24 protein-coding genes and 1 tRNA gene are annotated in these 24,162 nt (G+C 66.6%); 9 read left to right on the top strand and 16 right to left on the bottom strand.

The genetic code is table 11. The annotated features are described in order from the left end of the window. The first annotated feature begins 76 nt into the window (after positions 1–76). The 3 genes from GOAMR_RS11130 to GOAMR_RS11120 all read left to right on the top strand — a co-directional run bounded on the left by GOAMR_RS11130 (position 77) and on the right by GOAMR_RS11120 (position 2,673). Positions 77–1,207, top strand: a complete 1,131-nt coding sequence (locus GOAMR_RS11130) for an NDMA-dependent alcohol dehydrogenase (protein WP_005187193.1) — start codon at positions 77–79, stop codon at positions 1,205–1,207. Between the two features lie 25 nt (positions 1,208–1,232). Further along, positions 1,233–2,048: a serine hydrolase domain-containing protein gene (locus GOAMR_RS11125; protein ID WP_005187190.1), complete on the top strand. Its 816-nt coding sequence runs from the start codon at positions 1,233–1,235 to the stop codon at positions 2,046–2,048. 106 nt (positions 2,049–2,154) lie between these two features. Then, positions 2,155–2,673 (top strand): DUF3145 domain-containing protein, encoded by a 519-nt coding sequence (locus tag GOAMR_RS11120; RefSeq protein ID WP_005187188.1) that lies wholly within the window; start codon positions 2,155–2,157, stop codon positions 2,671–2,673. Positions 2,674–3,173: 500 nt separating this feature from the next. Here the strand turns inward: GOAMR_RS11120 and GOAMR_RS11115 are convergent, their stop codons facing one another. The 6 genes from GOAMR_RS11115 to aceE all read right to left on the bottom strand — a co-directional run bounded on the left by GOAMR_RS11115 (position 3,174) and on the right by aceE (position 11,676). Next, positions 3,174–4,625 carry an acyl-CoA carboxylase subunit beta gene (locus tag GOAMR_RS11115; RefSeq protein ID WP_005187186.1) on the bottom strand — a complete coding sequence of 484 codons (1,452 nt, stop codon included), beginning with the start codon at positions 4,623–4,625 and terminating at the stop codon, positions 3,174–3,176. A 36-nt stretch (positions 4,626–4,661) separates the two neighbouring features. Continuing rightward, positions 4,662–5,927, bottom strand: coding sequence for a KasA/KasB family beta-ketoacyl-ACP synthase (locus tag GOAMR_RS11110; protein WP_005187182.1), 1,266 nt, complete (start codon positions 5,925–5,927; stop codon positions 4,662–4,664). A 3-nt stretch (positions 5,928–5,930) separates the two neighbouring features. Continuing rightward, a complete protein-coding gene (gene acpM, locus GOAMR_RS11105; RefSeq protein ID WP_005187179.1) occupies positions 5,931–6,239 on the bottom strand; it encodes a meromycolate extension acyl carrier protein AcpM in 309 nt (102 codons plus the stop codon). A gap of 145 nt (positions 6,240–6,384) precedes the next feature. Then, positions 6,385–7,293, bottom strand: a complete 909-nt coding sequence (locus GOAMR_RS11100; protein WP_005187178.1) for an ACP S-malonyltransferase — start codon at positions 7,291–7,293, stop codon at positions 6,385–6,387. A gap of 194 nt (positions 7,294–7,487) precedes the next feature. After that, on the bottom strand, positions 7,488–8,753 hold the full coding sequence (locus GOAMR_RS11095) for a PucR family transcriptional regulator (protein WP_083836932.1): 1,266 nt from the start codon (positions 8,751–8,753) through the stop codon (positions 7,488–7,490). 142 nt (positions 8,754–8,895) lie between these two features. Next, positions 8,896–11,676 carry a pyruvate dehydrogenase (acetyl-transferring), homodimeric type gene (gene aceE, locus GOAMR_RS11090; protein WP_005187175.1) on the bottom strand — a complete coding sequence of 927 codons (2,781 nt, stop codon included), beginning with the start codon at positions 11,674–11,676 and terminating at the stop codon, positions 8,896–8,898. A 366-nt stretch (positions 11,677–12,042) separates the two neighbouring features. Between aceE and GOAMR_RS11085 the strand changes: the two genes are divergently transcribed. Together GOAMR_RS11085 and GOAMR_RS11080 are read left to right on the top strand one after the other, a co-directional pair. After that, the gene (locus GOAMR_RS11085) at positions 12,043–12,492 is read left to right on the top strand and encodes a DUF3052 domain-containing protein (protein ID WP_005187174.1); all 450 of its coding nucleotides are present in this window, start codon (positions 12,043–12,045) and stop codon (positions 12,490–12,492) included. After that, positions 12,489–12,953 (top strand): peroxiredoxin, encoded by a 465-nt coding sequence (locus GOAMR_RS11080; RefSeq protein WP_005187173.1) that lies wholly within the window; start codon positions 12,489–12,491, stop codon positions 12,951–12,953. The genes GOAMR_RS11085 and GOAMR_RS11080 overlap by 4 nt, the downstream gene beginning before the upstream one ends. Positions 12,954–13,015: 62 nt before the next feature. On the opposite strand, the gene GOAMR_RS11075 is transcribed toward GOAMR_RS11080, so the two are convergent. The 3 genes from GOAMR_RS11075 to GOAMR_RS11065 form a co-directional block, all read right to left on the bottom strand. Next, positions 13,016–15,064, bottom strand: coding sequence for a multicopper oxidase family protein (locus tag GOAMR_RS11075; RefSeq protein WP_005187172.1), 2,049 nt, complete (start codon positions 15,062–15,064; stop codon positions 13,016–13,018). 297 nt (positions 15,065–15,361) lie between these two features. Continuing rightward, entirely contained in the window at positions 15,362–16,369 is a 1,008-nt protein-coding gene (locus GOAMR_RS11070; protein WP_005187170.1) for an NAD(P)H-dependent glycerol-3-phosphate dehydrogenase, read from the bottom strand. A 132-nt stretch (positions 16,370–16,501) separates the two neighbouring features. Beyond that, on the bottom strand, positions 16,502–17,404 hold the full coding sequence (locus GOAMR_RS11065; RefSeq protein ID WP_005187167.1) for an alpha/beta hydrolase family protein: 903 nt from the start codon (positions 17,402–17,404) through the stop codon (positions 16,502–16,504). A gap of 147 nt (positions 17,405–17,551) precedes the next feature. Between GOAMR_RS11065 and GOAMR_RS11060 the strand changes: the two genes are divergently transcribed. From GOAMR_RS11060 to GOAMR_RS11050, 3 genes are all read left to right on the top strand, one after another. Next, positions 17,552–17,956 (top strand): VOC family protein, encoded by a 405-nt coding sequence (locus GOAMR_RS11060; protein WP_040514977.1) that lies wholly within the window; start codon positions 17,552–17,554, stop codon positions 17,954–17,956. A 185-nt stretch (positions 17,957–18,141) separates the two neighbouring features. Further along, positions 18,142–18,825 carry a nucleoside/nucleotide kinase family protein gene (locus tag GOAMR_RS11055; RefSeq protein WP_040514976.1) on the top strand — a complete coding sequence of 228 codons (684 nt, stop codon included), beginning with the start codon at positions 18,142–18,144 and terminating at the stop codon, positions 18,823–18,825. A gap of 68 nt (positions 18,826–18,893) precedes the next feature. Beyond that, the gene (locus tag GOAMR_RS11050; RefSeq protein ID WP_138943674.1) at positions 18,894–19,109 is read left to right on the top strand and encodes a hypothetical protein; all 216 of its coding nucleotides are present in this window, start codon (positions 18,894–18,896) and stop codon (positions 19,107–19,109) included. A gap of 128 nt (positions 19,110–19,237) precedes the next feature. On the opposite strand, the gene GOAMR_RS11045 is transcribed toward GOAMR_RS11050, so the two are convergent. From GOAMR_RS11045 to GOAMR_RS11025, 6 genes are all read right to left on the bottom strand, one after another. Next, a tRNA-Val gene (locus tag GOAMR_RS11045) sits at positions 19,238–19,309 on the bottom strand. Between the two features lie 183 nt (positions 19,310–19,492). After that, positions 19,493–19,747, bottom strand: a complete 255-nt coding sequence (locus GOAMR_RS11040) for a hypothetical protein (protein WP_005187160.1) — start codon at positions 19,745–19,747, stop codon at positions 19,493–19,495. 14 nt (positions 19,748–19,761) lie between these two features. Beyond that, positions 19,762–19,998, bottom strand: coding sequence for a hypothetical protein (locus GOAMR_RS11035; RefSeq protein ID WP_005187157.1), 237 nt, complete (start codon positions 19,996–19,998; stop codon positions 19,762–19,764). Positions 19,999–20,136: 138 nt separating this feature from the next. Beyond that, the gene (locus GOAMR_RS11030) at positions 20,137–21,117 is read right to left on the bottom strand and encodes a helix-turn-helix transcriptional regulator (protein WP_005187155.1); all 981 of its coding nucleotides are present in this window, start codon (positions 21,115–21,117) and stop codon (positions 20,137–20,139) included. A gap of 29 nt (positions 21,118–21,146) precedes the next feature. Further along, the gene (locus GOAMR_RS25120) at positions 21,147–21,308 is read right to left on the bottom strand and encodes a hypothetical protein (RefSeq protein ID WP_005187152.1); all 162 of its coding nucleotides are present in this window, start codon (positions 21,306–21,308) and stop codon (positions 21,147–21,149) included. An 88-nt stretch (positions 21,309–21,396) separates the two neighbouring features. Then, positions 21,397–22,227: a spermidine synthase gene (locus GOAMR_RS11025; RefSeq protein WP_005187150.1), complete on the bottom strand. Its 831-nt coding sequence runs from the start codon at positions 22,225–22,227 to the stop codon at positions 21,397–21,399. Positions 22,228–22,293: 66 nt separating this feature from the next. On the opposite strand from GOAMR_RS11025, the gene GOAMR_RS11020 reads away from it, so the two are divergent. Next, positions 22,294–23,217: a cobalamin biosynthesis protein gene (locus GOAMR_RS11020; protein WP_005187138.1), complete on the top strand. Its 924-nt coding sequence runs from the start codon at positions 22,294–22,296 to the stop codon at positions 23,215–23,217. Here the strand turns inward: GOAMR_RS11020 and GOAMR_RS11015 are convergent. Next, the gene (locus GOAMR_RS11015) at positions 23,195–24,157 is read right to left on the bottom strand and encodes an SURF1 family cytochrome oxidase biogenesis protein (RefSeq protein WP_005187135.1); all 963 of its coding nucleotides are present in this window, start codon (positions 24,155–24,157) and stop codon (positions 23,195–23,197) included. The two genes, GOAMR_RS11020 and GOAMR_RS11015, sit on opposite strands and share 23 nt — an antisense overlap. Positions 24,158–24,162 lie beyond the last annotated feature (5 nt).

The following is a 24,162-nucleotide window of genomic DNA, read 5'->3' as shown; positions in this document are numbered from 1 at the left end:
CTTCACGTATCACCCGCCGGTGCCGGCGGGGCGCGGTGCCCACGGGGCCGCGTCATCGAAGTGTGGAGGTATGTGAGTGAAGACCAAAGGCGCGCTGATCCGGGCACACAACCAGCCCTGGGAGATCGAGGAGATCGAGCTCGGCGATCCGCAGCCGCATGAGATCAAGATCCGGATGGAAGCGGCCGGTATGTGCCATTCCGATCATCACCTGATGACCGGTGGTATCCCGCTGGCCGGCTTCCCGATCCTCGGCGGCCACGAGGGCGCCGGCGTCGTGGTCGAACTCGGTGAGGGCGTCACCGACTTCGAGGTCGGCGACCACGTGGTGCTCTCGTTCATCCCGTCGTGCGGCAAGTGCCCGTCGTGTAAGCGCGGCCTGGCCAACCTGTGTGACCTCGGTGCTCATCTCCTTCAGGGAGAAGCGGTGTCGGACAACACCTTCCGTATTCACACCGCCAAGGGTGAGAACGTCTATCCGATGACCCTGCTCGGCACCTTCTCGCCGTACATGGTGGTGCACGAGGCGTCTGCGGTGAAGATCGAGAAGGACATCCCGTTCGAGGTCGCCGCGCTCGTGGGCTGCGGTGTGCCCACCGGCTACGGTTCGTCGACGCGCAGCGGTGACGTCCGGCCCGGTGAGGATGTCGCGATCGTCGGCGTCGGCGGTGTGGGCATCGCGGCGCTGCAGGGCGCGGTGATCGCCGGTGCGCGGTATGTGTTCGCGATCGACCCGGTGCCGTGGAAGCGTGAGCAGGCGCTGAAGTTCGGCGCCACCCATGCTTTCGAGTCGGTGGCCGAAGCATCGGCCAAGATCGCCGAACTCACCTGGGGACACATGTGCCACAAGGTGATCGTCACCGTCGGCGAGGTGCACGGCAAGGATGTCGATACCTGGATGGGCATCACCGCCAAGGCCGGCACCTGCGTGCTCACCGGCATGGGCAACATGATGGACAGCGAGGTGACGCTGAACCTGGCTATGCTGACCCTGCTCCAGAAGAGCCTGCAGGGCACTATCTTCGGTGGCGCCAACCCCAAGCTCGACATCCCGCAGCTGCTGTCGATGTACAAGGTCGGCAAGCTCAACATCGAGGACATGATCACCCGGCAGTACCGGCTCGATCAGGTGAACGAGGGCTACCAGGACATGCTCGACGGAAAGAACATCCGCGGCGTCATTCGGTACACCGAAGAAGATTGGTGATAGTTAATCCGGTACTGTTACCGATGTGCCCATCCTTGACTCGCTGAGTACCTGGCCGGTCGGCTCGGTCTCCGCGGCAGTGATCACGGCCGACGGTGTTGCCGACGAGTTCGGCGACACGTCGGCCGTTTTCGCGCTCGCGTCGGTCACCAAGCTGCTCGTCGCGCAGGCCGTGCTCGTGGCGGTGGAGGAGGGCGCGGTCGAACTCGACCAGGAGGCCGGTCCGCCCGGTGCCACCGTTGCCCATCTGCTCGCGCACGCGTCGGGGCTGGCGTTCGGCACGCGGGACATCGAGGCGCCCGTCGGGACCCGGCGTATCTATTCGAGCGCGGGCTTTGAGGTGCTCGCCGACTCGGTCCGGGATGCCACCGGCATCGAGTTCGCCGACTACCTCCGCGAGGCGGTCTGCGAGCCGCTCGGGATGACGTCGACTCAGCTCGTCGGTCCGGCCGGGCACGGCGCACAGTCGAATGTCGCCGATCTGGGGCGGTTTGTGGGCGATCTGTTGCGTCCTTCGGTGCTTTCCGAAGAACTCGCCGGTACGGCGCGCAGTGTGTGGTTTGCTGGTTTGGACGGGTTTGTGCCCGGCTACGGCAAACACCGTCCCAACGACTGGGGATTGGGGTGCGAGATTCGATCACACAAGGCGCCGCACTGGACAGGCCGGCGCAACTCGCCGCAAACTTTCGGTCATTTTGGCCAATCTGGCACTTTTCTGTGGGTCGATCCTGGGCTAGGGGCCGGATGCGTGGTACTCACAGATCGTGACTTCGGAGCGTGGGCCAAACCACTCTGGTCCGACTTCAATGACATAGTGGTCAGGAGTCTCACCAAAAACTAGCGCAACATGCGCCACTTGAGGCACAATAGTCAACAGCAGTAAAGCCGGGCAACGACGAGGTGTGTTGGGGAAGGCGTTCCTCGTCGAAACCCGGAGGTGAAAACCAGTGCGCAATCTGAACCAGTTTGCGGAACTGACGACAGGAGTGGTGTACATCCACTCCTCGCCAGTGGCGCTGTGCCCGCACGTTGAGTGGGCCCTGTCGTCGACGCTGAATGCGCGCGCGAACCTTAAGTGGACGGCGCAGGAAGCGGAAACAGGCCTACAGCGGGCCACGGTCGACTGGACCGGACCCGTCGGCACGGCCGCGCGGCTCGTCGTCGCGCTGCGCGAATGGTCTGCGCTGCGCTTCGAGGTGACCGAAGACGCCAGCGAAGGCGTTGACGGTGAACGCTACAGCTACGTACCCGGACTCGGGTTGTGGCGTGGATCGATGAGCGCCAACGGCGACGTCGTCCTCGGAGAGATGCAGCTGCGCTCACTGCTCGACTCCCAGCCCGACAGCGCCGGGCTCGCCGGCGCCATCGAAGCAGCCCTCGGCACCGCCTGGGACATCGCCCTCGAACCCTTCCGCATGGGCGGAGCGGGAGCCGAGGTCACCTGGCTCACCCAGCGAGTGGGCTGACACCACACAAACTCCTGTGGGGGGAACGTCTACACACCCACCGACGAAATCAGGCGCCGACAGAACACTGTCGGCGCCTGATTGCTGTGTTTGATGGTGTTGTGGGCTCGTCCGCTGCGCTTACCGCCGCTCTTCCCTCGTCGTTCGCGCGGACTCGCAAGCTCGTCCGGCTCACTCCTCAGTCCAGAGTGGCGACGCTCCGCTCCCGACCCACACCACGCGGCCAAGACTCGGCACAGTAATGCGGGGCTCTCACCAACCGGTGAGAGCCCCGCATTTGTCTCGGGCTCACGGGGTTTCGAGGCTCGTCGCTAACGCTCCACGCACCTCAACCAGCGAAGGGTCGCGACAGGCCATGCTCCGCCGACCCAGATCCTGGGTGCGTGGTGTAGCTCGGAAGCGGAGCGTCGCCGCTCTGGACTGAGGAGCGCGAGGGAGCCTGCGACCGAGTGCGACGAGGGAAGAGCGGCGGTAAGCGCAGCTGGAGAGCTACACCACCATCACAACGGTATGTTCTTGTGGCGCCCGCGGCGGGCGGGGGCGGCGGCGAGTGCCTCGGCGAGGATGCTGCGGGTCTTGGCGGGGTCGATGATCTCGTCGACGACACCGATGGACTGGGCGCGTCCGACGCCACCGGCGATGGCTTCGTGTTCGGCGGCGAGGCGGTCGTGGAGGGCTTCGCGTTCGTCGTCGGGGGCGGCGGCGAGGGCCTTCTTGTGCAGGATGCCGACGGCCGCTTTGGCGCCCATGACGGCGACTTCGGAGCCGGGCCAGGCGTAGACGGCGGTGGCGCCGAGTGCGCGTGAGTTCATGGCGATATAGGCGCCGCCGTAGATTTTGCGGGTGACGAGGGTGACGCGGGGGACGGTGCATTCGGCGAATGCGTGGAGCAGTTTGGCTCCGCGGCGCACCACGCCGTCCCATTCCTGGCCGACGCCGGGCAGGTAGCCGGGGACGTCGGTGAGAACGACGAGCGGGATGCCGAAGGAGTCGCACAGGCGCACGAATCGTGATGCCTTCTCGGCACTTTCGGAGTTGAGGCAGCCGCCCATGCGCAGCGGGTTGTTGGCGATGACGCCGACGCTGCGGCCGGCGAGCCTGCCGAAGCCGACGACGATGTTGGGCGCCCATTTGGCCTGGATCTCCTCGAAGGAGGAGATGGTGTTGACGCGGTCGGCGTCGAGCTGGGTGTCGAGGAGTTGTTCGACGATGGGGTGGACGTCGTAGGCGCGGCGCGGCGATTCGGGCAGCAGCGCCCGCAGGTCGGTGTCGCCGGCGACGGCCTGTGCGTGGTTGAAGTTGCCCTGCCGGCTGAAGGTGGAGACCAGGCGCCGGGCCCGCCAGTAGGCGTCGGGTTCGGAGTCGGCGACGATGTGGCAGACGCCGGACTTCTTGCCATGGGTGAGGGGACCGCCGAGCGATTCCATGTCGACGTCTTCGCCGGTGACGCTCTTGACGACGTCGGGTCCGGTGACGAAGACGCGGCCGGCGGGCGCCATGATGACGACGTCGGTGAGGGCGGGGCCGTAGGCGGCACCGCCGGCGGCGAAGCCGACCACAACGGAGATCTGCGGGATGTACCCGGATGCGCGCACCATGGCCTCGAAGACGCCACCGACGGCATGCAGCGCTTCGACACCTTCGGCGAGGCGGGCGCCTCCGGAGTGCCAGATGCCGATGACCGGTGCCTGTTCGGCGATGGCCGTGTCGATGGCGTTGACGATGTGCTTGCACCCGACGATCCCCATGGCACCGCCCATCACGGTGCCGTCGGTGCAGTAGGAGATCGTGCGGACACCGTTGACCAGGCCCACAGCCGCCTGCACACCCGATTTGTCGCGCGGGTGAAGCAGCGACATGGTGCCTTCGTCGAAGAAGTTCGTCAGGCGGAGCAGCGGGTCGCGGGGATCCGCTGCGTCGCTACGACCGTGGATGGGAGCCAATGTGGTCATCGGTATCTCCTGAGTGTCGGGTGTTGTGGGCGGCCTTTAGTAGCGGCCGAAGGCGAGCGCCACGTTGTGGCCGCCGAAACCGAACGAGTTGTTCAGTGCGTACTCGATCTGGAGAGACCGGGGCTCGCCGTGCACCACGTCGAGTTCGATCTCGGGGTCCGGATTCTCGAAGTTGAGGGTCGGCGGAATGATGCCGTCCTCGATCGATTTGACCGTCAGCACCGATTCGAGCGCCCCGACTGCGCCGATCGAGTGGCCGAGGGCCGATTTGGGTGCGTAGACCGCCGCATCGTTTCCGATGGCGGCGTGGATGCCGACCGCTTCGGCGGTGTCGCCGATGGGTGTCGAGGTGGCGTGGGCGTTGACGTGCGAGATGTCCGTCTTGGTGAGGCCCGCGGTCTGCAGGGCCCGGCTCATCGCGCGGGCGTTGCCCTGACCGCTCGGGTCGGGGGCGACGAGATGGAAACCGTCGGAGGTGATTCCGGCGCCGAGCACGCGGGCGTGGATCTGTGCGCCGCGGGCCTTGGCGTGGTCTTCACGCTCGATGATCATCAGTGCGGCGGCTTCGCCGAAGACGAATCCGTCGCGGTCCTTGTCGAACGGCCGGGATGCGGCCGCCGGGTTGTCGTTGCGGGTGCTCAGCGCGCGCATCATCGAGAACGCGGCGATGGGCAGCGCGTCGATACGGCCTTCGACACCGCCACACATCACCATGTCGGCGTCGCCCATGACGATGTGTCGCCAGGCGTGTGCGATGGCCTCGGCGCCGGACGAGCAGGCGGAGACGGGGGTGATGGCCCCTGCGCGGGCCCCGATGTTGAGTGCTGCGACCGCGGCCGGACCGTTGGGCATACCCATCTGGACGGCCAGCGGCGATACCTTGCGGTAGTTCTTGGTCTCCCGCATGATCACGGTGTTGTCGACCATCGAGTCGCTGCCGCCCTGACCGGTGCCGATGATGACGGCGAGGCGTTCGCGTTCCACGTCGGGCGTGCCGGCCTGTTCCCACAGGCGCTTGCTCATGACGTGGGCGACGCGCTCGACGTAGGCCATGCGGCGGGCCTCGACCCTGGTGACCTCGTCGGCCGGGTCCTGGACCAGACGGCCGCCGATGCGGACCGGCAGGTTGTATTCATCGAGGAACGGGTCGGTGAGTTCGCGGATACCGCTCTCACCGGCCAGTAGGTTTTTCCAGGTGGTGTCGAGATCTTCGCCGAGGCTGGTGGTGGCCACCATCGAGGTGACCACCACGCCCGGGAAGTTCCCACCCAGTGTGGAGTACTCGCGCAGGGAACCACTCACTTGTCAGGCGTCCTTTTTGTCCGCGTCCAGGGTGGCGGCGATGGCGGCTGCGGCTTCGGGGTTCTCCGACTCCAGCTTCTGGATGTAGGCGACGGCGTCGCCGACGGTGCGCAGGCCGGCGAGGTCCTCGTCGGGGATCTTCACGCCGTACTTGTCTTCGGTCTGGACGGCGATCTCGACCATGGAGAGCGAGTCGATGTCGAGGTCGTCGACGAAGGACTTCTCCAGTGTCACCTCGGACGGCTCGATGCCGGTGACTTCTTCGACGATCTCGGCGATGCCGGCAATGAGTTCTTCCTGGGTGGCGGCCACTATGTGGCTCCCTTCTGATTAAGCGATTTCTTGCTTGCGGTGGGTCCGGAGCAACCCGCGCCCGGGCGTCATCGACGTGGGAGGGGTGCTTGGATGACCGGGGACCGGTCTCCGGGGTGATCGCGGCCGACGGTGGCCGGACCGTTTATCCAAGTTCGGTGATGGAGTCGAGATCCTCGGGCGTCTTGAGAGCGCGGCCGGGGATCCCTTTCAGTTCGCGCCGGGCGATGCCGACCAGTGTTCCGGCGGGCGGCAACTCCAGGAGCGCGGTGGTGCCGAGTTCGCGGAGCCGGTCCGAGCACAGATCCCACCGCACGGGGCGGGTGACCTGGCCTACAAGTTTGTTCAGCGCGTCGGCGCCGTTCGTTACAGGCAGGCCGTCGGAGTTGGACAGCAGCGTGATGGTCGGCTCGCCCGGGGTGATGGCCGCGGCGGCCTCGGCGACGGCGTCGCGTGCCGATGCCATGTAGTCGGTGTGGAAGGCGCCGGCGACCGCGAGCTTGCGAATGCGGGCCTTCTCCGGCGGGGTGGCGACGAGTTCGTCGATGGCCTCGGCGGCGCCCGCGGCCACGATCTGGCCCTTGGCGTTGCGGTTTGCCGGGATGAGCCCGAGTTCGGCGAGGCGGTCGAGCACGGCCTGCTCGTCGCCGCCGAGGACGGCGGCCATCGTGGTGGGTTCGGTGGCGCAGGCCTGGGCCATGGCCTCGCCGCGGACCGCCGCGAGGGTGATGGCTTCGTCGGCGCTGATGACGCCGGCGATGGCGGCTGCGGTGAGCTCGCCGACGGAATGGCCGGCGACGACGGTTTCGGCGGGCAGGGTGCCGCGCTTGGACAGCTCGTCGTAGGCCAGCAGCGAGGCGGCGACGATCAGGGGCTGGGTTACCGCGGTGTCGGTGATCTCATCGGCGGTGGCGGTGGTGCCCAGACCCTCCAGGTCGAGGCTCGCGAGTTTCGACCAGGTGGCGAGCTGGTCGCGGGCGCCGGGCAGCTCAAGCCAGGTGGCGAGCATGCCGGGTGTCTGTGAGCCCTGTCCGGGCGCGAGGATCGAAAGCACGTGACTAGAGAACACCTTCGTGACGGGATTTGTGGGTGTTGTTCAGCATGAACCTTACCGCGTGGTTTTGTGGGAACCCTACAAATTAGGTCTGCTATGGAGTCTGTTCGTCATCGAGCCGTGATTTGTTACTTGGCTGTGTTTTTACGCGCCGACCTGCGATCACTGGGCTATCAAACTGTGACTTGTGTGACTCATGAGGTTTGTGTAGCAGGTTTGTTTCCTAAGCGTGTCAAACGACCCACTGTGCTGGCGACCCTCAGGACGTAGGCATCGCGAGCGTTAGTTGGGTCACGTCCTGTGATGTCTGCAATTTTCTTTAGGCGATATCGAACAGTATTTGGGTGAATGTAGAGACTGCGGGCGCACGCCTCGATCGATCCGCCGGAGTCGAGATAGGCGTCGAGCGTCGGCACAAGGGTCTCACCGCCCTTCATCAGGGGGTCGATCAGTGTGGCGGACATGCTCTCGATCGCGATCGGGTCGCCGTTGAGCGCACGCTCGGGCAGCAGCTCCGAACTGTGCACCGGGCGCGGTGCGCTCGGCCATCCGGGCACCGCGCTGATCGCGGCCATCGCCTCGACCGCGCTGGCGTGTGCGCTGCCCAGATCAGCCGCGGTCGGACCGATCACCACCGGGCTGTCGGCGAAATGCCGCAGCAGGGCCACGGCGAACCGCTCGGTCGGATGCAGCGGACCGCTGATGATGGTCACCAGCAACGGGCCCTGGACCACGGACAGTGCCGAGCGGTTGAAGCTCTTGGCCGTCGAATGGATGGACAGCGGCACCGACACGTTCTGCTCCGGCGGCGGAGTCCCGACGATCACCGTCGCCGGGGCGTCGGACTCCCAGCTCAGGGCGGCCGCGCGGGACTGCAGCTCGGGGCCGGTGTCGCCGCGGACCACGGCGTCCACGACGAGCGCCTCCAGTCGGGAGTCCCACGCGCCACGCGACTCGGCCGCGGAGGCGTAGATCGCCGCGGCCGCGAAACCGATCTCGCGGCCGTACCGCAGTATCGCCTCGGTCAGGGCCCGGAGCTGGGTGTCGTTGCGGGCCAGCGCCGGCAGCCAGGTCTCGAAGAACTCCATCGCCACCCGGACCATCTCCACCGTCTGCAGCAGGGAGATACGCCGGGCCAGATCCTGGGGCACCTCCTGGAACGCCTCGACTGTGAACTTCACGTCACCCTCGGAGTCCTGCAGCCACTCGACGAAATTGACGACCGCCGTCTGGACCACCAACTGGACGCTGGCCCGCTGTGCGGCGTCGAGTTCGGCGAAGTATGGCAACTGTTCCTGCATCGAACCGATCGCCTCGGTGGCGAGCCTGCCGCTGTACTGTTTCAGGCGGCGCAGCAGGCCGTCGGCGAACGCCTCGTGCAGCGTGTCGTGCGCGTCGGCGGTGGTGAGGAACCGGTTGCTGCGGATGCGGGGCAGTTGCTGGCCGGACTTCTCGGGCATCTTCTCAATGTAGGGGGTGTGCAAGGTGCTGTGGAACGACCGCCGGAATCGGCGTCAACAAACCCCGACGTCAGCTCGGACACGAGTCGGTCCGGCATCCGTGGATACCGAACCGGCTCGTGTCATGTGGAGCGCGTGCGGTTCAGGCGCTGCCCGGATCGCTCGTCTGCTCGGGTGCCGCCGAGACATCGGTGATCTGGTACTTCTCGGCGGCCGCTGCCGCCACCGAGACGTCGATGTGACCGTCCCGGGCGAGCGCGACGAGGGTGGCCACCACGATCGACTCGGCGTCGACGTTGAAGAACCGGCGGGCCGCCGGCCGGGTGTCGGAGAAGCCGAAACCGTCGGTGCCCAGCGTGAGATAGGTACCGGGCACGTACGCGCGGATCTGATCGGTGACACCGCGTTCGTAATCGCTGACACCGACGAACGGGCCCTCGGTCTGGGCCAGGGTGGTGGTCAGGAAGGGCTGGGCCACTTCCGATCCTGGTTCCCGGACCGCGGTCCTGTCGAGGGCGCGGCCATCGCGGGCAAGTTCGTTCCACGAGGTCACCGAGTACACGTTGGCGCCCACATCCCACTCGTCGGCGAGCAACTCGGCCGCACGCAGCGCATCCGGCATGGTCACCCCGGACACCAGGATATTGGCCGGATGCTTCTTGCCGGCCGGGGCGGCGGCGTACCGGTAGATGCCCTTGAGCAGCCCCTCGACGTCGACGTCGTCGGGCCGGGCCGGCTGCAGGATCGGCTCGTTGTAGACGGTGATGTAGTAGTAGATGTTCTCCGGGTTGTCGCCGAACATCCGCTTGAGACCGTCGGCGATGATGTGGCCGAGTTCGTAGGCGAACGCCGGGTCGTAGGCCACCACCGACGGGTTGGTGGCGGCCAGCAGATGCGAATGGCCGTCGGCGTGCTGCAGACCCTCGCCGGTGAGCGTGGTGCGGCCCGCGGTGGCACCGATCACGAAACCGCGCGCCATCTGGTCGCCGGCCGCCCAGAAGTTGTCGCCGGTGCGCTGGAAGCCGAACATCGAATAGAAGATGTACAGCGGGATCATCGGCTCGTCGTGGGTGGCGTACGAGGTGCCCACGGCGATGAACGAGGCCGTCGAACCGTCCTCGTTGATGCCCTCATGCAGGATCTGGCCCTGCGCGCTTTCCTTGTAGGCGAGCATCAGGTCGGCGTCGACCGAGGTGTACAGCTGCCCGTTGCGGTTGTAGATCTTGAGCGTCGGGAACCAGCTGTCCATACCGAAGGTGCGGGCCTCGTCAGGGATGATCGGCACGATGCGGTGGCCGATCTCCTTGTCGCGCAACAGATCCTTGAAGATCCGCACCAGGGCCATCGTGGTGGCCACATGCTGCTTGCCGGACCCCTTGGCCGCGGTCTTCAGTGCCCGCGACACATCGGGATGCAGCGGCTTGGCGACGGTGCGCCGGCTCGGCAGAAAACCGCCGAGCGACTTGCGCCGGTCGAGCATGTACTTGATCTCGGGGGAGTCCATGCCGGGGTGGTAGTAGGGCGGCAGGTACGGGTTCTCTTCGAGCTGGGCGTCGGTGATCGGGATGCGGGTGCTGTCGCGGAAGTCCTTGAGGTCATCGAGCGTCAGCTTCTTCATCTGGTGGGTCGCGTTGCGGCCCTCGAAGTGCTTGCCGAGCGTGTAGCCCTTGATGGTTTTGGCCAGGATCACCGTGGGCTGGCCCTTGTGCGCCAGTGCCTTGGCGTAGGCGGCGTACACCTTGCGGTAGTCGTGGCCGCCGCGCTTGAGGTTCCAGATCTGCGCGTCGGTGAGGTTCTTGACCAGATCCTTGGTGCGGGGGTCGCGGCCGAAGAAGTGCTCGCGCACGAACGCGCCGTCGTTGGCCTTGTACGTCTGGTAGTCGCCGTCGGGGGTGGTGTTCATCAGGTTCACCAGCGCGCCGTCGCGGTCGGCGTGCAGCAGCGCATCCCATTCGCGGCCCCACACCACCTTGATCACGTTCCAGCCGGCGCCGCGGAAGTAGGACTCCAGCTCCTGGATGATCTTTCCGTTACCGCGCACGGGGCCGTCAAGACGCTGCAGATTGCAGTTGACCACGAAGGTCAGATTGTCCAGCCCCTCCAGTGCGGCCATGCTCGCGTAGGCGCGCGATTCGGGCTCGTCCATCTCGCCGTCGCCGAGGAATGCCCACACATGCTGGTCGGAGGTGTCCTTGATGCCCCGATCGTGCAGGTAGTGGTTGAACCGCGCCTGATAGATCGCGTTCATCGGTCCCAGACCCATCGACACCGTCGGGAACTCCCAGAACTCCGGCATCAGGTGCGGGTGCGGATACGACGGCAGGCCGCCGCCGAGCCCGGCATGGCTGTGCTCCTGGCGGAATCCGTCGAGACGATGGGTGTCGATGCGACCCTCAAGGAAGGCGCGGGCGTAGATGCCGGGGGAGGCGTGCCCCTGGATGAAGATCTGGTCGCCGCCGCCGGGGTGCTCCTTGCCGCGGAAGAAATGGTTGAAACCGACCTCGTACAGCGATGCCGACGACGCGTAGGTGGAGATGTGGCCGCCGACCCCCACACCGGGACGCTGGGCGCGATGGACCATGATGGCCGCGTTCCACCGGATAAACTGCCGGAACTTGCGCTCGAGGTCCTCGTCGCCGGGGAACCACGGCTCGTTCTCGGTGGGGATGGTGTTGACGTAGTCGGTGGAGGTCAGCGCGGGGATGGAGACGTGCTTCTCGTTGGCGCGCTCAAGCATCCGCAGCAGGAGGTAGCGGGCGCGCGCCGGACCTGCGCTGGTGAGAAGCTGGTCGAAGGAATCGAGCCATTCACCGGTCTCTTCCGGGTCGATATCCGGCAGATACGATGCCACGCCCTCGCGGATGACCCGCACTCGGTTTTTCGCGGTCTCGGTGGGCGGCGACTGGTCCAACTGGTCGGTCACGGTGCTGACAGCTCCTTGGTGTCTCGGCCGGTGGGCAGGTGGCCGCCGGCGACTCGAATCTGCTGGCCTCGGCCGGACCGAGGTCATCGATCGTGCTGTGGGTTGATCGTGCTGTGGGTGATCAACGGACCCGACGTGTCGTGGTGTGAGTCACGCCGACTCCATCCCTTATCGTGCCCCATTTCGCACCGGACGTCGTTGTTACCGAGGAGTACGCGAGGTTGGTCACGGCAATTGCCTCAAATCTGCCCGCAGGTCGCCCGTGCGTGTTGCACATGTGACCTTTAGGCTGTTCCTATTGTCAGATGTCGCCGGGAGAATTTCCTGGTGAGATTTCGAGAAGCGAGAACTTGGAGGTCGCACGCGGTGGTTGCCGCCACAGAGTCCGGTAGTCCCGACGAGGAGAGCGCGGCGGAGGTCGGCCGCAAGCTGGGATTCACCCTCGGCATGGTCGTGCAGGAACGCGGCTGGGACGAAGACACCGACGACAATCTCCGTATCGCCGTCGAGGACGCCATCGACGCCGAGATGCTCGATGAGGATTCCGACGACGTCGCCGATGTTGTGGTGCTGTGGTGGCGCGACGACGACGGCGACCTGGTCGACGGCCTCATCAACGCGATCACCCCGCTCGCCGACGACGGGTTCGTGTGGGTGTTCACCCCGAAGACAGGTCAGGACGGCTACGTCGACCCGGCCGACATCTCGGAGGCCGCTTCGACGGCGGGACTCACCCAGACCAGCGTCGTCAACTTCGGCACCTGGTCGGGTTCACGTCTGGTGCAGCCCAAGTCACGCACCGGCAAACGGGCATGAGGGCTCCGCTCGCGGTAGGCGAGCAGGCACCCGACTTCGAGCTGCGTGACCAGAACATGCAGAAGGTGTTGCTGTCGAAGCTGCGCGCCGATCGTCGGGTGCTGCTGGTGTTCTTCCCGCTGGCGTTCACCGGAACCTGTCAGGGCGAGCTCGGCTACATCCGCGACAACGTCGACTTGTTCAGCAACGACGAGGTGACCACCGTCGCCATCTCCGTCGGGCCGCCGCCCACCCACAAGGTGTGGTCGTCGGCGCAGGGATTCCTGTTCCCCATCCTGTCCGACTTCTGGCCGCACGGCGAGGTGGCGCAGGCCTACGGGGTGTTCAACGACGTCAGCGGTTACTCCAACCGCGGCACCTTCCTCGTCGATCGCGACGGCACCATCGCCTTCGCCGACGTCGTCGGCCCGGGTGAGTCCCGTGACGAGTCGGTCTGGACCAAGGCCCTGTCCGCGGTCTGACCCGCAGACTCCGCACTGTGCCTCGCCGGGCGCGACACAGTGCGGAGGTTTGAGCGCGGCGGTCAGTGATGGCCGCTGCCGTGGGCGCCGTGGAAGGCCATCAGCTCCTTCGGCAGGACCACGAAGGGGCGCATCATCGTGTGGTCCTCGTGGTCGAGGATGTGGCAGTGATACATGAAACTGCCGGTCGCGCCGGTGAAGTCGCCGAGCAATTTGACCCATTCACCCGGTTTGATCAGGTAGGTGTCCTTCATTCCCTGGCGTACCGGATCGATGGCGGAGTCGACGGGAATCGGCAGGACACCCGTTGTGCCGTTGTCCGCGTTCCAGCCTTCCTCACCCAATGCGGCCAGGTCCCATTGACCGCGTTCGATCATCTGGAACTGCGTCATGTGGATATGGAACGGGTGCGGAGGCCCGCCGAGATGGAGGATGTTCCACACCGCCCAGCTCCCCTCGGAGAACACGATGCTGTTGGCATCGTCGAACAGCTTGGCCACCGGTACGAACCGGAGAACTTTGCGTTCGGCAGGCGGGAGCGTCGCGTCCCTCGGATCGATGACTTTGATCAGATCGTGGCCGGGGGACGGCTCTGTGCTGCCGAGTTGCCGCAGCTCCCACAGCTCGGGATGGCCTTTGCCGCCGGGTCCCGGCGGGATGAGCGCCACCCAGAAGTGCTCGTGCGAGTGGATTGTCTGTGAACCCACCTGAAGGTCGGTGCCCACGTGGAGATAGCGACGGTAGTCCGGATTCAGTTCCACGGGCGGCTCCCAGTCCGCGTCGGAGGCGGCGGACTTGCCGATGACGAACTGCATGATTGTCGCGTCTGCCTCCCCCGGACCGGCATTGATGAAGGTTCCCTGCTCGTTGCGCAGTTCGAGCGTCTGCCCTGCCAGCGACCGGAAGTCGATCAGGACGTCGTACCGTTCGGCAGGGCCGATCTCGAGCGTCGACACCGGAGCCGGAGCGGCGAGCAACCCACCGTCGGTGCCGATGACCGACATCGGCGTGACGCGGTCGGGGATGAAACCCGCGCTGTCGGTGTTGTTCGCCGGGGAACTCGGTGGCGCCGATTCGTTCGTCGTGTTGTGCACCGCGAGCACGAGCGTGCGGGTGCTGCAGGCGTTGAGGATTCGGAGCCGGTACCAACGTGGTGTGACCTTCTTGGTGGGCCAGACCTTGCCGTTGACAAGGGTGAAGGGTCCGCTCACCGGGATCTCGGTGTCCACCGCCTCGCCGTCGGAGTCGACCGCGACAATCCCGGCCTGCTTGTAGATAGGCCGGCCGGTGAAGCGTTGTTCGCCCGGCTGTTTCGGCACCCGGGTCTCGAAGTTGCGGTCCGTGATCATCAACGGCAGCTCATACGGTCCCGACGGCAGCTTCAGCGACGCTTCGTTGGCATCACGCAGGAGATAGAAACCGGCGAGTCCCGCATAGACATTGAATCGGGTCACCGCCATCGCGTGGTCGTGGTACCAGAGGGTCGCCGACTCCTGTTTGTTCGGGTAGAGCACGCGCGTACGTCCACCTGGGGCGGTGACGTTGTGTGACCAGCCGTCATTGTGTCCATCGGTGAGTGCACCGTGCAGGTGCACCACGGTGGCGCCGGTGAGATCGTCGGTACCTGCCAGGGCGGGGTAGGAGTCGTCGGCCGCGCCGGTGGGGTCCAGCTTGACGGACCGGCCGCCGGGGGTCATCGCGATCCTGGTCGTCGGAGTGGGTGTCGTGCTCGGGGGCACCCGGACGACGTCGTAGGGGAGGGTGGCCGGGTCTCCGTCGCTATCGAACAGGTCATTCACCCAGTCGATCGTCGCGGGGGTGTCGCGCCGAACCTCGATCGTCGGCCCGGGGAGCTGCCCCTCATAGGCCCACACATCGGTCTCGGGAAGGTCGCGGTGGAACCGGTGACGACCGACCTTCGCACGCATGCTGACCGTGCGGTGTTCATCGCCGGTGTCGGCGATCTTGATGACTTTCGGCAGTGGCAGTTCGTCGCGGAACTTGCGGAGCCCGAGCCGCGGAGCTGTCTCCGTGCTGTCGGAGGTGGCAGTCGCGTCGGCACTGACGGTGTCGAACTCGGTTGCGGGGCGGTCGGCGGTCGGTGCGCTCATGACGAGATCCTTCGGGTTGTCGGTGCCGGTGGTGGCAACAACCACGGTGGTTCGTCGCGGCGCTGAGCACATGGGTAGTCCCATACCCGAATGTCGGGTGTGGTGCTGCGCAGGTCGGTCCGGGACTACCTGGTACGGCCGTGAACCCTGCCGTTGTGGCGCGACCAATGGACCGGCCAAGTCCTGGTAGCGGCAGGCGGCCGGGCACGACAAGGACAAAGCATCAGGAGGTCACTCGCAGGTCACCGTCCATTGCCTTTCAGAGTTGCCGCGTGGCCCTCGAGTTCGGACCGGGCGTCAGCCCATGTCGGTTTCGGTACCCGGGGTCACCTGACGCAGGCCGCGGTAGGCGTCGGCCGGTGTCATCTGGCCCATGACCACGGCGGCGACGGTCTCGGCGATCGGCATCCGCACCCCGAACTCGGTGGCGAGTTCGAGGACGGTCGGCGCCGTCTTCGCGCCCTCGGCGACCTGCCCGAGTGCCTCGACGGCCTCGGTGGTCGTCTTTCCCTGGGCGAGGAGTTCGCCGAGCCGTCGGTTACGGGAGCGGGGGCTCGTGCAGGTGGCGATGAGGTCACCCATGCCGGTCAGGCCGGCGAACGACCGGGGATTGGCACCCATCGCCTCGCCGAGGCGGGTCATCTCGGCAAGCCCCCGGGACAGGACCATCGCCCGGGTGTTGTCGCCGACGTCGAGGCCCTCGGCCATGCCGCTCGCGATCGCGACGATGTTCTTGAGGATCCCGCCGAGCTCGCAGCCGAGCACGTCGTCGTTGCGGTAGACGCGGAACACTTTGGAGGTGAACAGTGGCTGAAGGGCGGTGGCGACCCGCTCGTCCTTGGTCGCGATGACCGCGGCCGCGGCTTTGCCTTCGGCGATTTCACCGGCGATATTGGGGCCGGCGAGCAATCCCACGGGGTGGCCGGGCAGGCAGTCGGCGATCACCTCGGTCGGGCGGCGCCGGGTGCCCGGTTCGAGGCCCTTGGCCAGTGAGATCGCCGGAACCCAGGGCCGCAGCTCGTCGGCGATGCGGCCGAGTGTCTCGCGCATCGCGTGCGACGGGATGCCGACGGCCAGGACGTCGGCGAAGTCGGCGAGTTCGGCGACGTCGGAGGTGGCGCGCAGGGCGTCGGGCAACGGGGTGTCGCCGAGGTAGCGGCTGTTGCGGTGGTTGTTGTTGATGTCGTCGGCCGTCGCGCTGTCGCGTGCCCAGATAAGGGTGGGGGTGTTACGGGCGGCCAGTGCGGCGACCGAGGTGCCCCACGATCCGCCGCCGAGTACGGCCACTCTCAATGAACGGGACAACCTTCGACTCCTTCGTGTCGGGTCACAAATGCGTACGGCGCTACGTCGTCCTGTAGTGCCACTTCGAGTCATTGAACCGTACGGGGTGCCCGATGACGGCAGGTTTGGGCTATCAGGGTCCGGCGAGGACGATTACGCCGCCGAAGGTGGCGTCCATGCGGCAGTTGTGGGCGGGGCGGGGTGGTGCGGCGGGGTGAACGTGGCCTGCACCTGAAGCCACATCGCCAGGGTCTGGCACCCGGTCGCATCGGCATCGGTGAGCGGGGTATGTCCGTAGGGTCGCGCCGCGTATGAGGTGTGTTGTCCACCTTCGTTGTTGGCGATGCGCACCTGATGCCAGGCGAGTTCCTTTGGGAGATAACCACATACCTCACGCCATGCGCCGGCGATCCGCCCCGGATCGCGCCGCCACTGCTCCGGTGACACCGACGTCGCGTCGGCATTCTGAAGGTCGTTGCGCAACAGTCGTTTGCGAATCTCAGTCCACCACCGTCCCGGGTAGCGCAACTCCATCGCGCCGGTGAGGTCGGCGATGTCACGCAGCAGCGAATCCGGGCTCGCATTGCAGATCACGTCGTCGGGTGCCCCGACCCAGAACACCGGCAGCGACGGCGGCAGCGGGTCGCCGGGACCGGCCACACCCCAACCGTCGCAACCGGGCACACCACCGGGCGGCTGGTGCGGATCGGCGACCAGTCCGAGGCCGACGATCCGGGCGCACTCCGCGTCGGTCAGCGAGGCCGCGAACCGGCGCACCACAACCGCCCCCTGCGAATAGCCGAGCAACGCCACATCTCCGGAGCACCGACCGAATGCCTCTGCGAGGCTCGCGACACCGCCGTCGACGCTCTCGGCATAGCTCAGCCCGTCCCGCAGTGGAACAGGACCGTAGCTCGCGGCGTACGGCACCCACCGCGCGGTGAACCGGTCATCGAGGCAGTCGGTCACCGCCGACAGCAGTCCGGTGACCTCGGTGCGCTCGTCACCCACAAACGACTCGCCGGTACCTCCGACGACCAGGACCGTGATACTCATACCCTCCGATGGTCCGCGCGAATTCTGGGGAGGCGGGCAAGACGACGCTGAGCTTTCACTGTGAATGGTTGCCTCCGGAAGTGCTGTGCCGGAATACGGAGCAGAATCAGAGCTTCTTGGCCCACACAGGTGCACTACTGTTACGCCATGAATCAGACAGTTCCGTTCATTACTTTCCAGCCGAGCCGCGGCCAGCGCGCAGCGGACGCTATGGAGTTCTATTGTTCGGTGTTTCCCGATGGTCGAGTCGTCGACGATCGCCGCTACGGTCCCGAGGGTCCCGGCGAGGAGGGTACCGTCATCCTGGCCGAATTCGAGATCGCCGGCCTTCGAATGCGGTGCAGTGACAGCTTCATCCAGCATGAATGGAACATCACTCCAGCCATATCGCTGATGATCGACTGCGAGTCTGCCGACGAACAGCAGCGTCTTTTTGCGTCACTCAGCGAGGGTGGTGCTGTATACATGCCGCTCGACGACTACGGGTTCGGGCCCTTCGGCTGGGTGGGGGATCGCTTCGGTGTGACCTGGCAGCTCGGGCTCAAGACATAAATGTCCGTGGGACGCCGGGTCGATGGTAGTGCTTCGCATCGCACGCGCCTCATTGATCACCACTTCGGTCAGGGCGGTCGCGAATCGGCGCACCACGACCGCCCCCTGCGTCGTGGGGCGATTCCTGCCCCGAAGCCGGGCGTTCGGTGTTGCGATGCGGGCGGTGACTCATGTTCACTCGCTGAATGGCGAACGGGCACAATCACGTACTGAGGGCGATCGCGGCCGAATTGGCTGTGTCGACGGCTGATCACCCGTGGCGTGTGGGAATCGACAGCATCTGCGGAGCGGGTAAGTCGACGTTCGCCCGTTCACTGGTGGCGGCTGTCCGGGATCAGGGCCGGTCCGCTGTTCGTGTTGATTCGGACGGTTTTCACCATGTCAGGGCGCGTCGTCGGCGGTTGCAGGACATCGATTCGGCGCGTGGCTACTATGAGGACGCCTATGACTTCGGTTCGCTCGCCAGCAAGGTCCTACGGCCACTGGGGCCGGGTGGGGACCGCCGGTATGCCACCAAGGTTCACGATCTGGTGACCGATGAGATCGTCACAGGCCAGGCCCCCGCGATCGCTCCCACAGATGCGGTGATGATCTTCGATGCGACATTCATCCAGCGGCCCGAACTCGACGGGCTCTGGGACGACGTCGTGTACTTGCATGCCGAGGAGTCGGTTGCGCTCGATCGGGGTATCGCCCGAGATGCCGCGAACCTCGGTGGCGTGAATAGGGCGCGACAGGCGTACGAGCGGCGGTACATGGCAGCGTGCCGGATATACGTCGATGAACGCAACCCTGCGGCACGCGCTTCAATTGTCGTTGACAACACCGACCCGATGCTTCCGCAAATGGTGCGTATGCGCAGCCGATGATATGCACTGGCACGCCTACTGCGGGGTTTGTCGAACACTTTGCCGACGCAGTGCTCGCTGCTGCGGTGATGGCCGATGACGACCGGGCGATTGCTGTTGCGACGCTCGGCGCGGGTGAACCGGTTTTGGCTATCTCTGACGCAGTACTCGGCACGTCGAAGGCACTGCCACCACACTTGGTTGAACTGGTGCAAGAAGAGGTCGATGACGGGATGTTCGAGATGGTGCCCGGATGGACAGATGCCATGAATACGGCCCTGGATCGGATGCGGCAAGCGGGGTAGCCGGTTTCACCGCGGTCGGCCCGCAGTAGTGGCCACCGTCTCGTGCGTTGGCCCACTGTCGGTCTACTGCGGGGGTTTCGGGGTGCCCGCCGGGCGGCGTGGACCGCTTTGACCAGCGGCTATGGTTGTGCGCGCAAAGGGATTCGAACCCCTGACCGCTGGTGTGTAAGACCAGAGCTCTACCGCTGAGCTATACGCGCGGGCGGCGCACTGCTCGCGCACCAACGTAAGAATCTAGCGGTTGATCGGGTCACGGTCCAAACCGGGATCTGCCGGACTCCGCGGTTTGTGGCGCTCAGCGACACATAACGCGGAGTTCAGGAGCGGGCGATGGACCTGCGGTAGCGGTCGGCGAGGCGGTGCATTGTCGCGGACTCGGTGGTTCAGTGTTCGGGTGAGCTCTGGCCGAAACGCTGATAGGCGGCCTGCCGGGTGGTGTCGAGTGCGGCGCCGATCACCGTCCACGAGTCACCGGCTGCCCGTGCGGCGGCAACGGCGGCGTTGAGCTCTGCCCTGGCATCGTCGAGGTTCTTGCGGGCGGCGATGATGCGTCGGAAGTGGGTGGCATCGCGTGACGGCGTGTGCGTGGGGTCGAGGTCGTCGAGGCCGCTGACATCGTGGATGTTCTTTGTTGTCATAGCGTTTCACTCTCCTAACGGAGAAAGTCGTAGAACTTGGAGCGCAGTCGATCTGCGTGGATGATCCGCGTCGGTCGTCCGGCGGGGACCGCCACGAGTTCGAGTAGTGCGCCGCTGACGTCGGGGCCGATGACCAGTAGGCGATCCTCACCGTGATAGTCGTACTCGACCAGTCGGATTGCGTTCTCCCAAGCGTGGAGAATCGACTCGCCAGTGATGTCGTGTTTGCGGGCGCTGTCCCGTATCTCCACTTGTAAAGGTCATCTTTACACTTCTACTGCTGTCAAGGAAGACTTTACACCCTGATGGTGCCGGGTGGGCAAGCGCGCGACGTTGCCAAGTCAAGTGTCTTCGTGTGTGGACGCTGTTGGCGGAACCGACATACGTGGTCAGGAGCGGGCGATCGACCTGCGGTAACGGTCGGCGAGGCGGTCGTGTTCGTCGGCGAGGGCGGCGCATTCGGCGCGGAGGGCGGCCGGTTCGAGGATCTCGAAGTCGGCGTTGAAGGCGCGCAGCCAGCGGGCGATCGAGGTGAGGGATTTGCTGTAGACGCGCAGTTCGCAGGCGGCGTCGTTGCCGGATTCGACGGTGGCCCAGTCGTCGGAGACCATCGAGGCGATGTCGGTGAGCGGGGCGTGCACACGCACTCGGGCGGTCGCCGAGCGGTAGACGGCGCCGATGCTGCGGGCCAGATACTCCCCGGCTCCGCCCTCGGGGAGTTCGCGGGGTGAGAATCGGGGGCCGGTGGGGGTTTTCGGTTCCATCCGGTCGATGCGGAACGACCGCCAATCCTCGCGGGCCAGGTCCCAGCCGATCAGGTACCAGCGTGATCCGTTGCGCACCACCCGGTACGGCTCGATGTCGCGGCGGCTTTCGGTGCCGTCTGCCTTGTGGTAGTCGAAGCGCAGCCGCTCATGCCGGTGGCAGGTGGTGGCGATGTCTGTGAGCCGGTCGGCCGGGATCGTCGTCCACGACGCGTCGCGCGGAACCGAATCCACCGACAGGGCGTCGAGGCGGTGGCGCAGCCGCGACGGCATCACTTGCCGCAGCTTGGTGAGCGCGCCCGCCGATGCCTCCTGAATGCCTGCGATACCGCCCGTGGCGACGGTATTGAGCCCGACCGCGACAGCGAGCACCTCCTGGTCGTCGAGCAGCAGCGGTGGCATCTCGGCGCCGGCGCCGAGCCGGTAGCCGCCGCCCACGCCGACGTTGGCTTCCACCGGATAGCCGAGGTCGCGCAGTTTGTCGATGTCGCGCCGCACCGTCCGGGTGGTGATGTTCAGTCTGTTGGCAAGCTCCGGACCCGTCCATTCCTGCCGCATCTGCAGCAGGGACAGCAGGCGCAGGAGTCGTGCCGACGTTTCCAACATGCACTCATGGTGCCCCAGTGGGCGGACAATTACTGTCCGCAATCGGTGGCGGACAGGAACGTGGACGGATCGGTCGTGTTGTCGAGCCACTTGCCGTACGGGGCGTCGTTGCCGAGTTGCGCGGCCAGTGCGCCGAGTTCGGCACGCAGCGAGCAGACGTCGGAGCGGGCCGGGCCCGCCACCCGATACACGGCGTAGATGACGTTGCCGTTGTCGTCGCGATCGCGTGGCGATACCTTCCCGCGTCGTCCGGTCGGCGGGCAGTCTGTGATCTGGGTCCTACTCCGTGGGTGCGGGTGCGGGTGCGGGATCGTGGAGGATCGGGCGGGAACCGAAGGTGCGGGCCTGCGCGCCGGTGACCATCGATGACGGGAGGGCGTCGGAGAGGAGGCGACGGACCAAGGCGGGGTCGGCGTCGAGGGGGCCGTCGGAGCCGACGATGACGACGTTGCCGGTGCGGCGGCCTTTCAGCATCGACGGGTCGGCGATGATCGCGACGTTCGCGAAGGTGTCGGCGACGGTGGCGACCTCGGCGCGGGCGCGGCGCAGGGTGCGGTCGTCGCCGCAGTTGGCCAGGTACAGCCCGCCCGGGGCGAGAACCCGGTGGACGTGGCCGGTGAACTCGCGGGTGGTCAGGTGGTCGGGGGTGACGGCGTCGCTGAACGCGTCTCGCACGATGATGTCGCGGGAGGCGTCATGGGCGGATTCGAGGACCTCGCGGGCATCGCCGACACGGATCCGCAGCAGCGGCGAACGGGGGAGTGCGAACCATTCGCGGACCAGCCGGGCGAGCGTGGCGTCGACCTCGACGGCCACCTGCCGGGCGTTCGGATAGCGGGCCGCGAGATACCGCGGCAGGGAGCAGGCGGCCCCACCCAGATGCAGCACCCGGAGCGCGGCCGACGACTCGTACCGCTGTTCGATGACCGCGACCATCTGCCGCATGTAATCGAAGTCCAGCAGCAACGGATCGTCGGGGTCGATATGCGAGCTGTGCGCGCCGTTGATGGTGAGCAGCCAGCCCCCTGCGATCGGGTCCGGTGCCAGTTCGCAGGTGCCCGAATCGATCTGGTGTACCCCGGCGACAGGGGTGGGCTGCGTCTTGGACATCGAGGTCAGTGTAGTGGCGAGGGGCCGGTGTTACGCTCACGCCCCGTGACCGTTCGGGTGGACTCTGTGGCAGTGGGACTCGTGGCGGGATACCTCGCCGACCGGATGCTGGGCGATCCGCGCCGTTTCCATCCGGTCGCAGGACTCGGCCGGATCCTCGGCGGACTCGAACGCGGGCTCTACCGGGACTCGCGGACGGCGGGGGTTGCGTACACGGCCCTGACTGTCGGGGGTGCCGGCATCGGCTCCGCACTGCTGACCAGGAGACTGCGCCCGATCGAACCGGTCCTCGTGGCGGCCGCGACGTGGGCGGCGCTCGGCGGTACCACGCTGGCCGGAGTGGGTGGGCAGATGGCGGGCAATCTCGACGGCGGCAACCTCGACGGGGCACGGGCCCTGATCCCGAGCCTGTGCGGCCGCGACCCGAACTCCCTCGACGCCGACGGGATGTGCCGGGCCGCGGTCGAGTCGATCGCCGAGAACACCTCCGACGCGACCGTCGCCCCGGTGCTGTGGGGGGCGGTCGCGGGCGTGCCCGGGCTGGTGGCCTACCGCACAATCAACACCCTCGACGCGATGGTCGGGTATCGATCGCCACGTTACGAGCGGTTCGGCTGGGCCAGTGCCCGGCTCGACGACCTCGCCAACGTGATTCCCGCGCGGGTCAGCGGACTGCTCGCCGTGGCGCTGGGACCGCACCCGGCGTCGGCGTGGGCGGCCTGGCACCGCGACGCGCGTAAGCATCCGAGCCCCAACGCGGGCGTCGTGGAGGCGTCGTTCGCGGGGGCGCTCGGCATCGGGCTCGGCGGTCGGACGGTGTACGCGCACGGGGTGGAGATGCGTCCACAACTGGGCAGCGGGCCCGCGCCCACATCCGCCGACCTCCGGGAGGCCGTGCGATTGTCGCGGCGGGTGCAGTCGGGTGCCGTCGCGGTCGGTGTCGGCTACCGCTTGCTGCGCAGGGGGCTCAGCCGCCGTAACGCCGGCTGAGTTTGTCGCGGACCGCGGCCTCGGAACTCTGCGTGTCAGGTCCGTGCCCGATGCCGGCCGTGTCAGAAGTCCGGGTGGTCACCGCAACCGCGCCTCCCGACGAGGCGCGTTGCAGGTCGGCCCGCGCCTGCGCCCGTTTGGACGAGGCCCGGGCGGTGGGCGTGTCCTCGGGGACGTCGTTCTGTTCCGCGGCCTCCTTGGCGCGGCGGCGGTGTTTGACCTCGGACCAGATGAAGTACCCCAGGCCCAGCGGCGCCATGATCCCGAATGCCAGCCACTGCAGGCCGTAGGACAGATACGGCCCCGAGTCGAGCTGCGGCAGGGCGATCGTTCCCAGCGAACCCGGCTGATCGGCCGACAACTGCACGTAGAACGGATCGAAGGTCAGCGACGTGGCCGCGCCCACCTCCATCGGATCGATGGTGTAGACCGCGAGCGCCCCGGCCTCCTGATGCGCGCCGCGGCCGGGTGAGGTGCCCTCCGACGCCCGGATACGTCCGGTGACGGTGGTCTGCCCCGACGGCGCGGCGGGCACGGCGACACCCTCCCGATCCTGCTCGGGACGCACCCAACCGCGATTGATCAGCACCATGCGGCCGGATCCGGTGAGCGCGAACGGGGTGAGCACCTCGATGGCGGGCCGCTCCTCCGCGGACCGCAGCCGCACCAGGACCTGCTTGTCCTCACGGTAGGTGCCGGTGAGGGTCACCTCGCGCCACTCGGTGTCCTTGTCGAACGGTGCGCCGGCACGGGCGACGTCGTCGATCGGCACCGCGTCGGTGGCCACGGCCTTCTTGATGAGGTCGTTGCGATGTTCGGTGTTGGAGTTCTTGCCGAGCTGCCACGGCGCCAGCAGCATGAAGCAGGCGGCGGCGAAAGCGACCACCACCACAGCCAGGACGATCCACCCGGGCCGGAGGAATGTTCGCAGCGCATGCACGTCTC

This window comes from Gordonia amarae NBRC 15530 (assembly GCF_000241345.1).
GTDB classification, from domain to species: Bacteria; Actinomycetota; Actinomycetes; order Mycobacteriales; family Mycobacteriaceae; genus Gordonia; species Gordonia amarae.
Note: the sequence above shows the minus strand (reverse complement) of the source record. Positions and strands in the feature narration are given on the sequence as shown.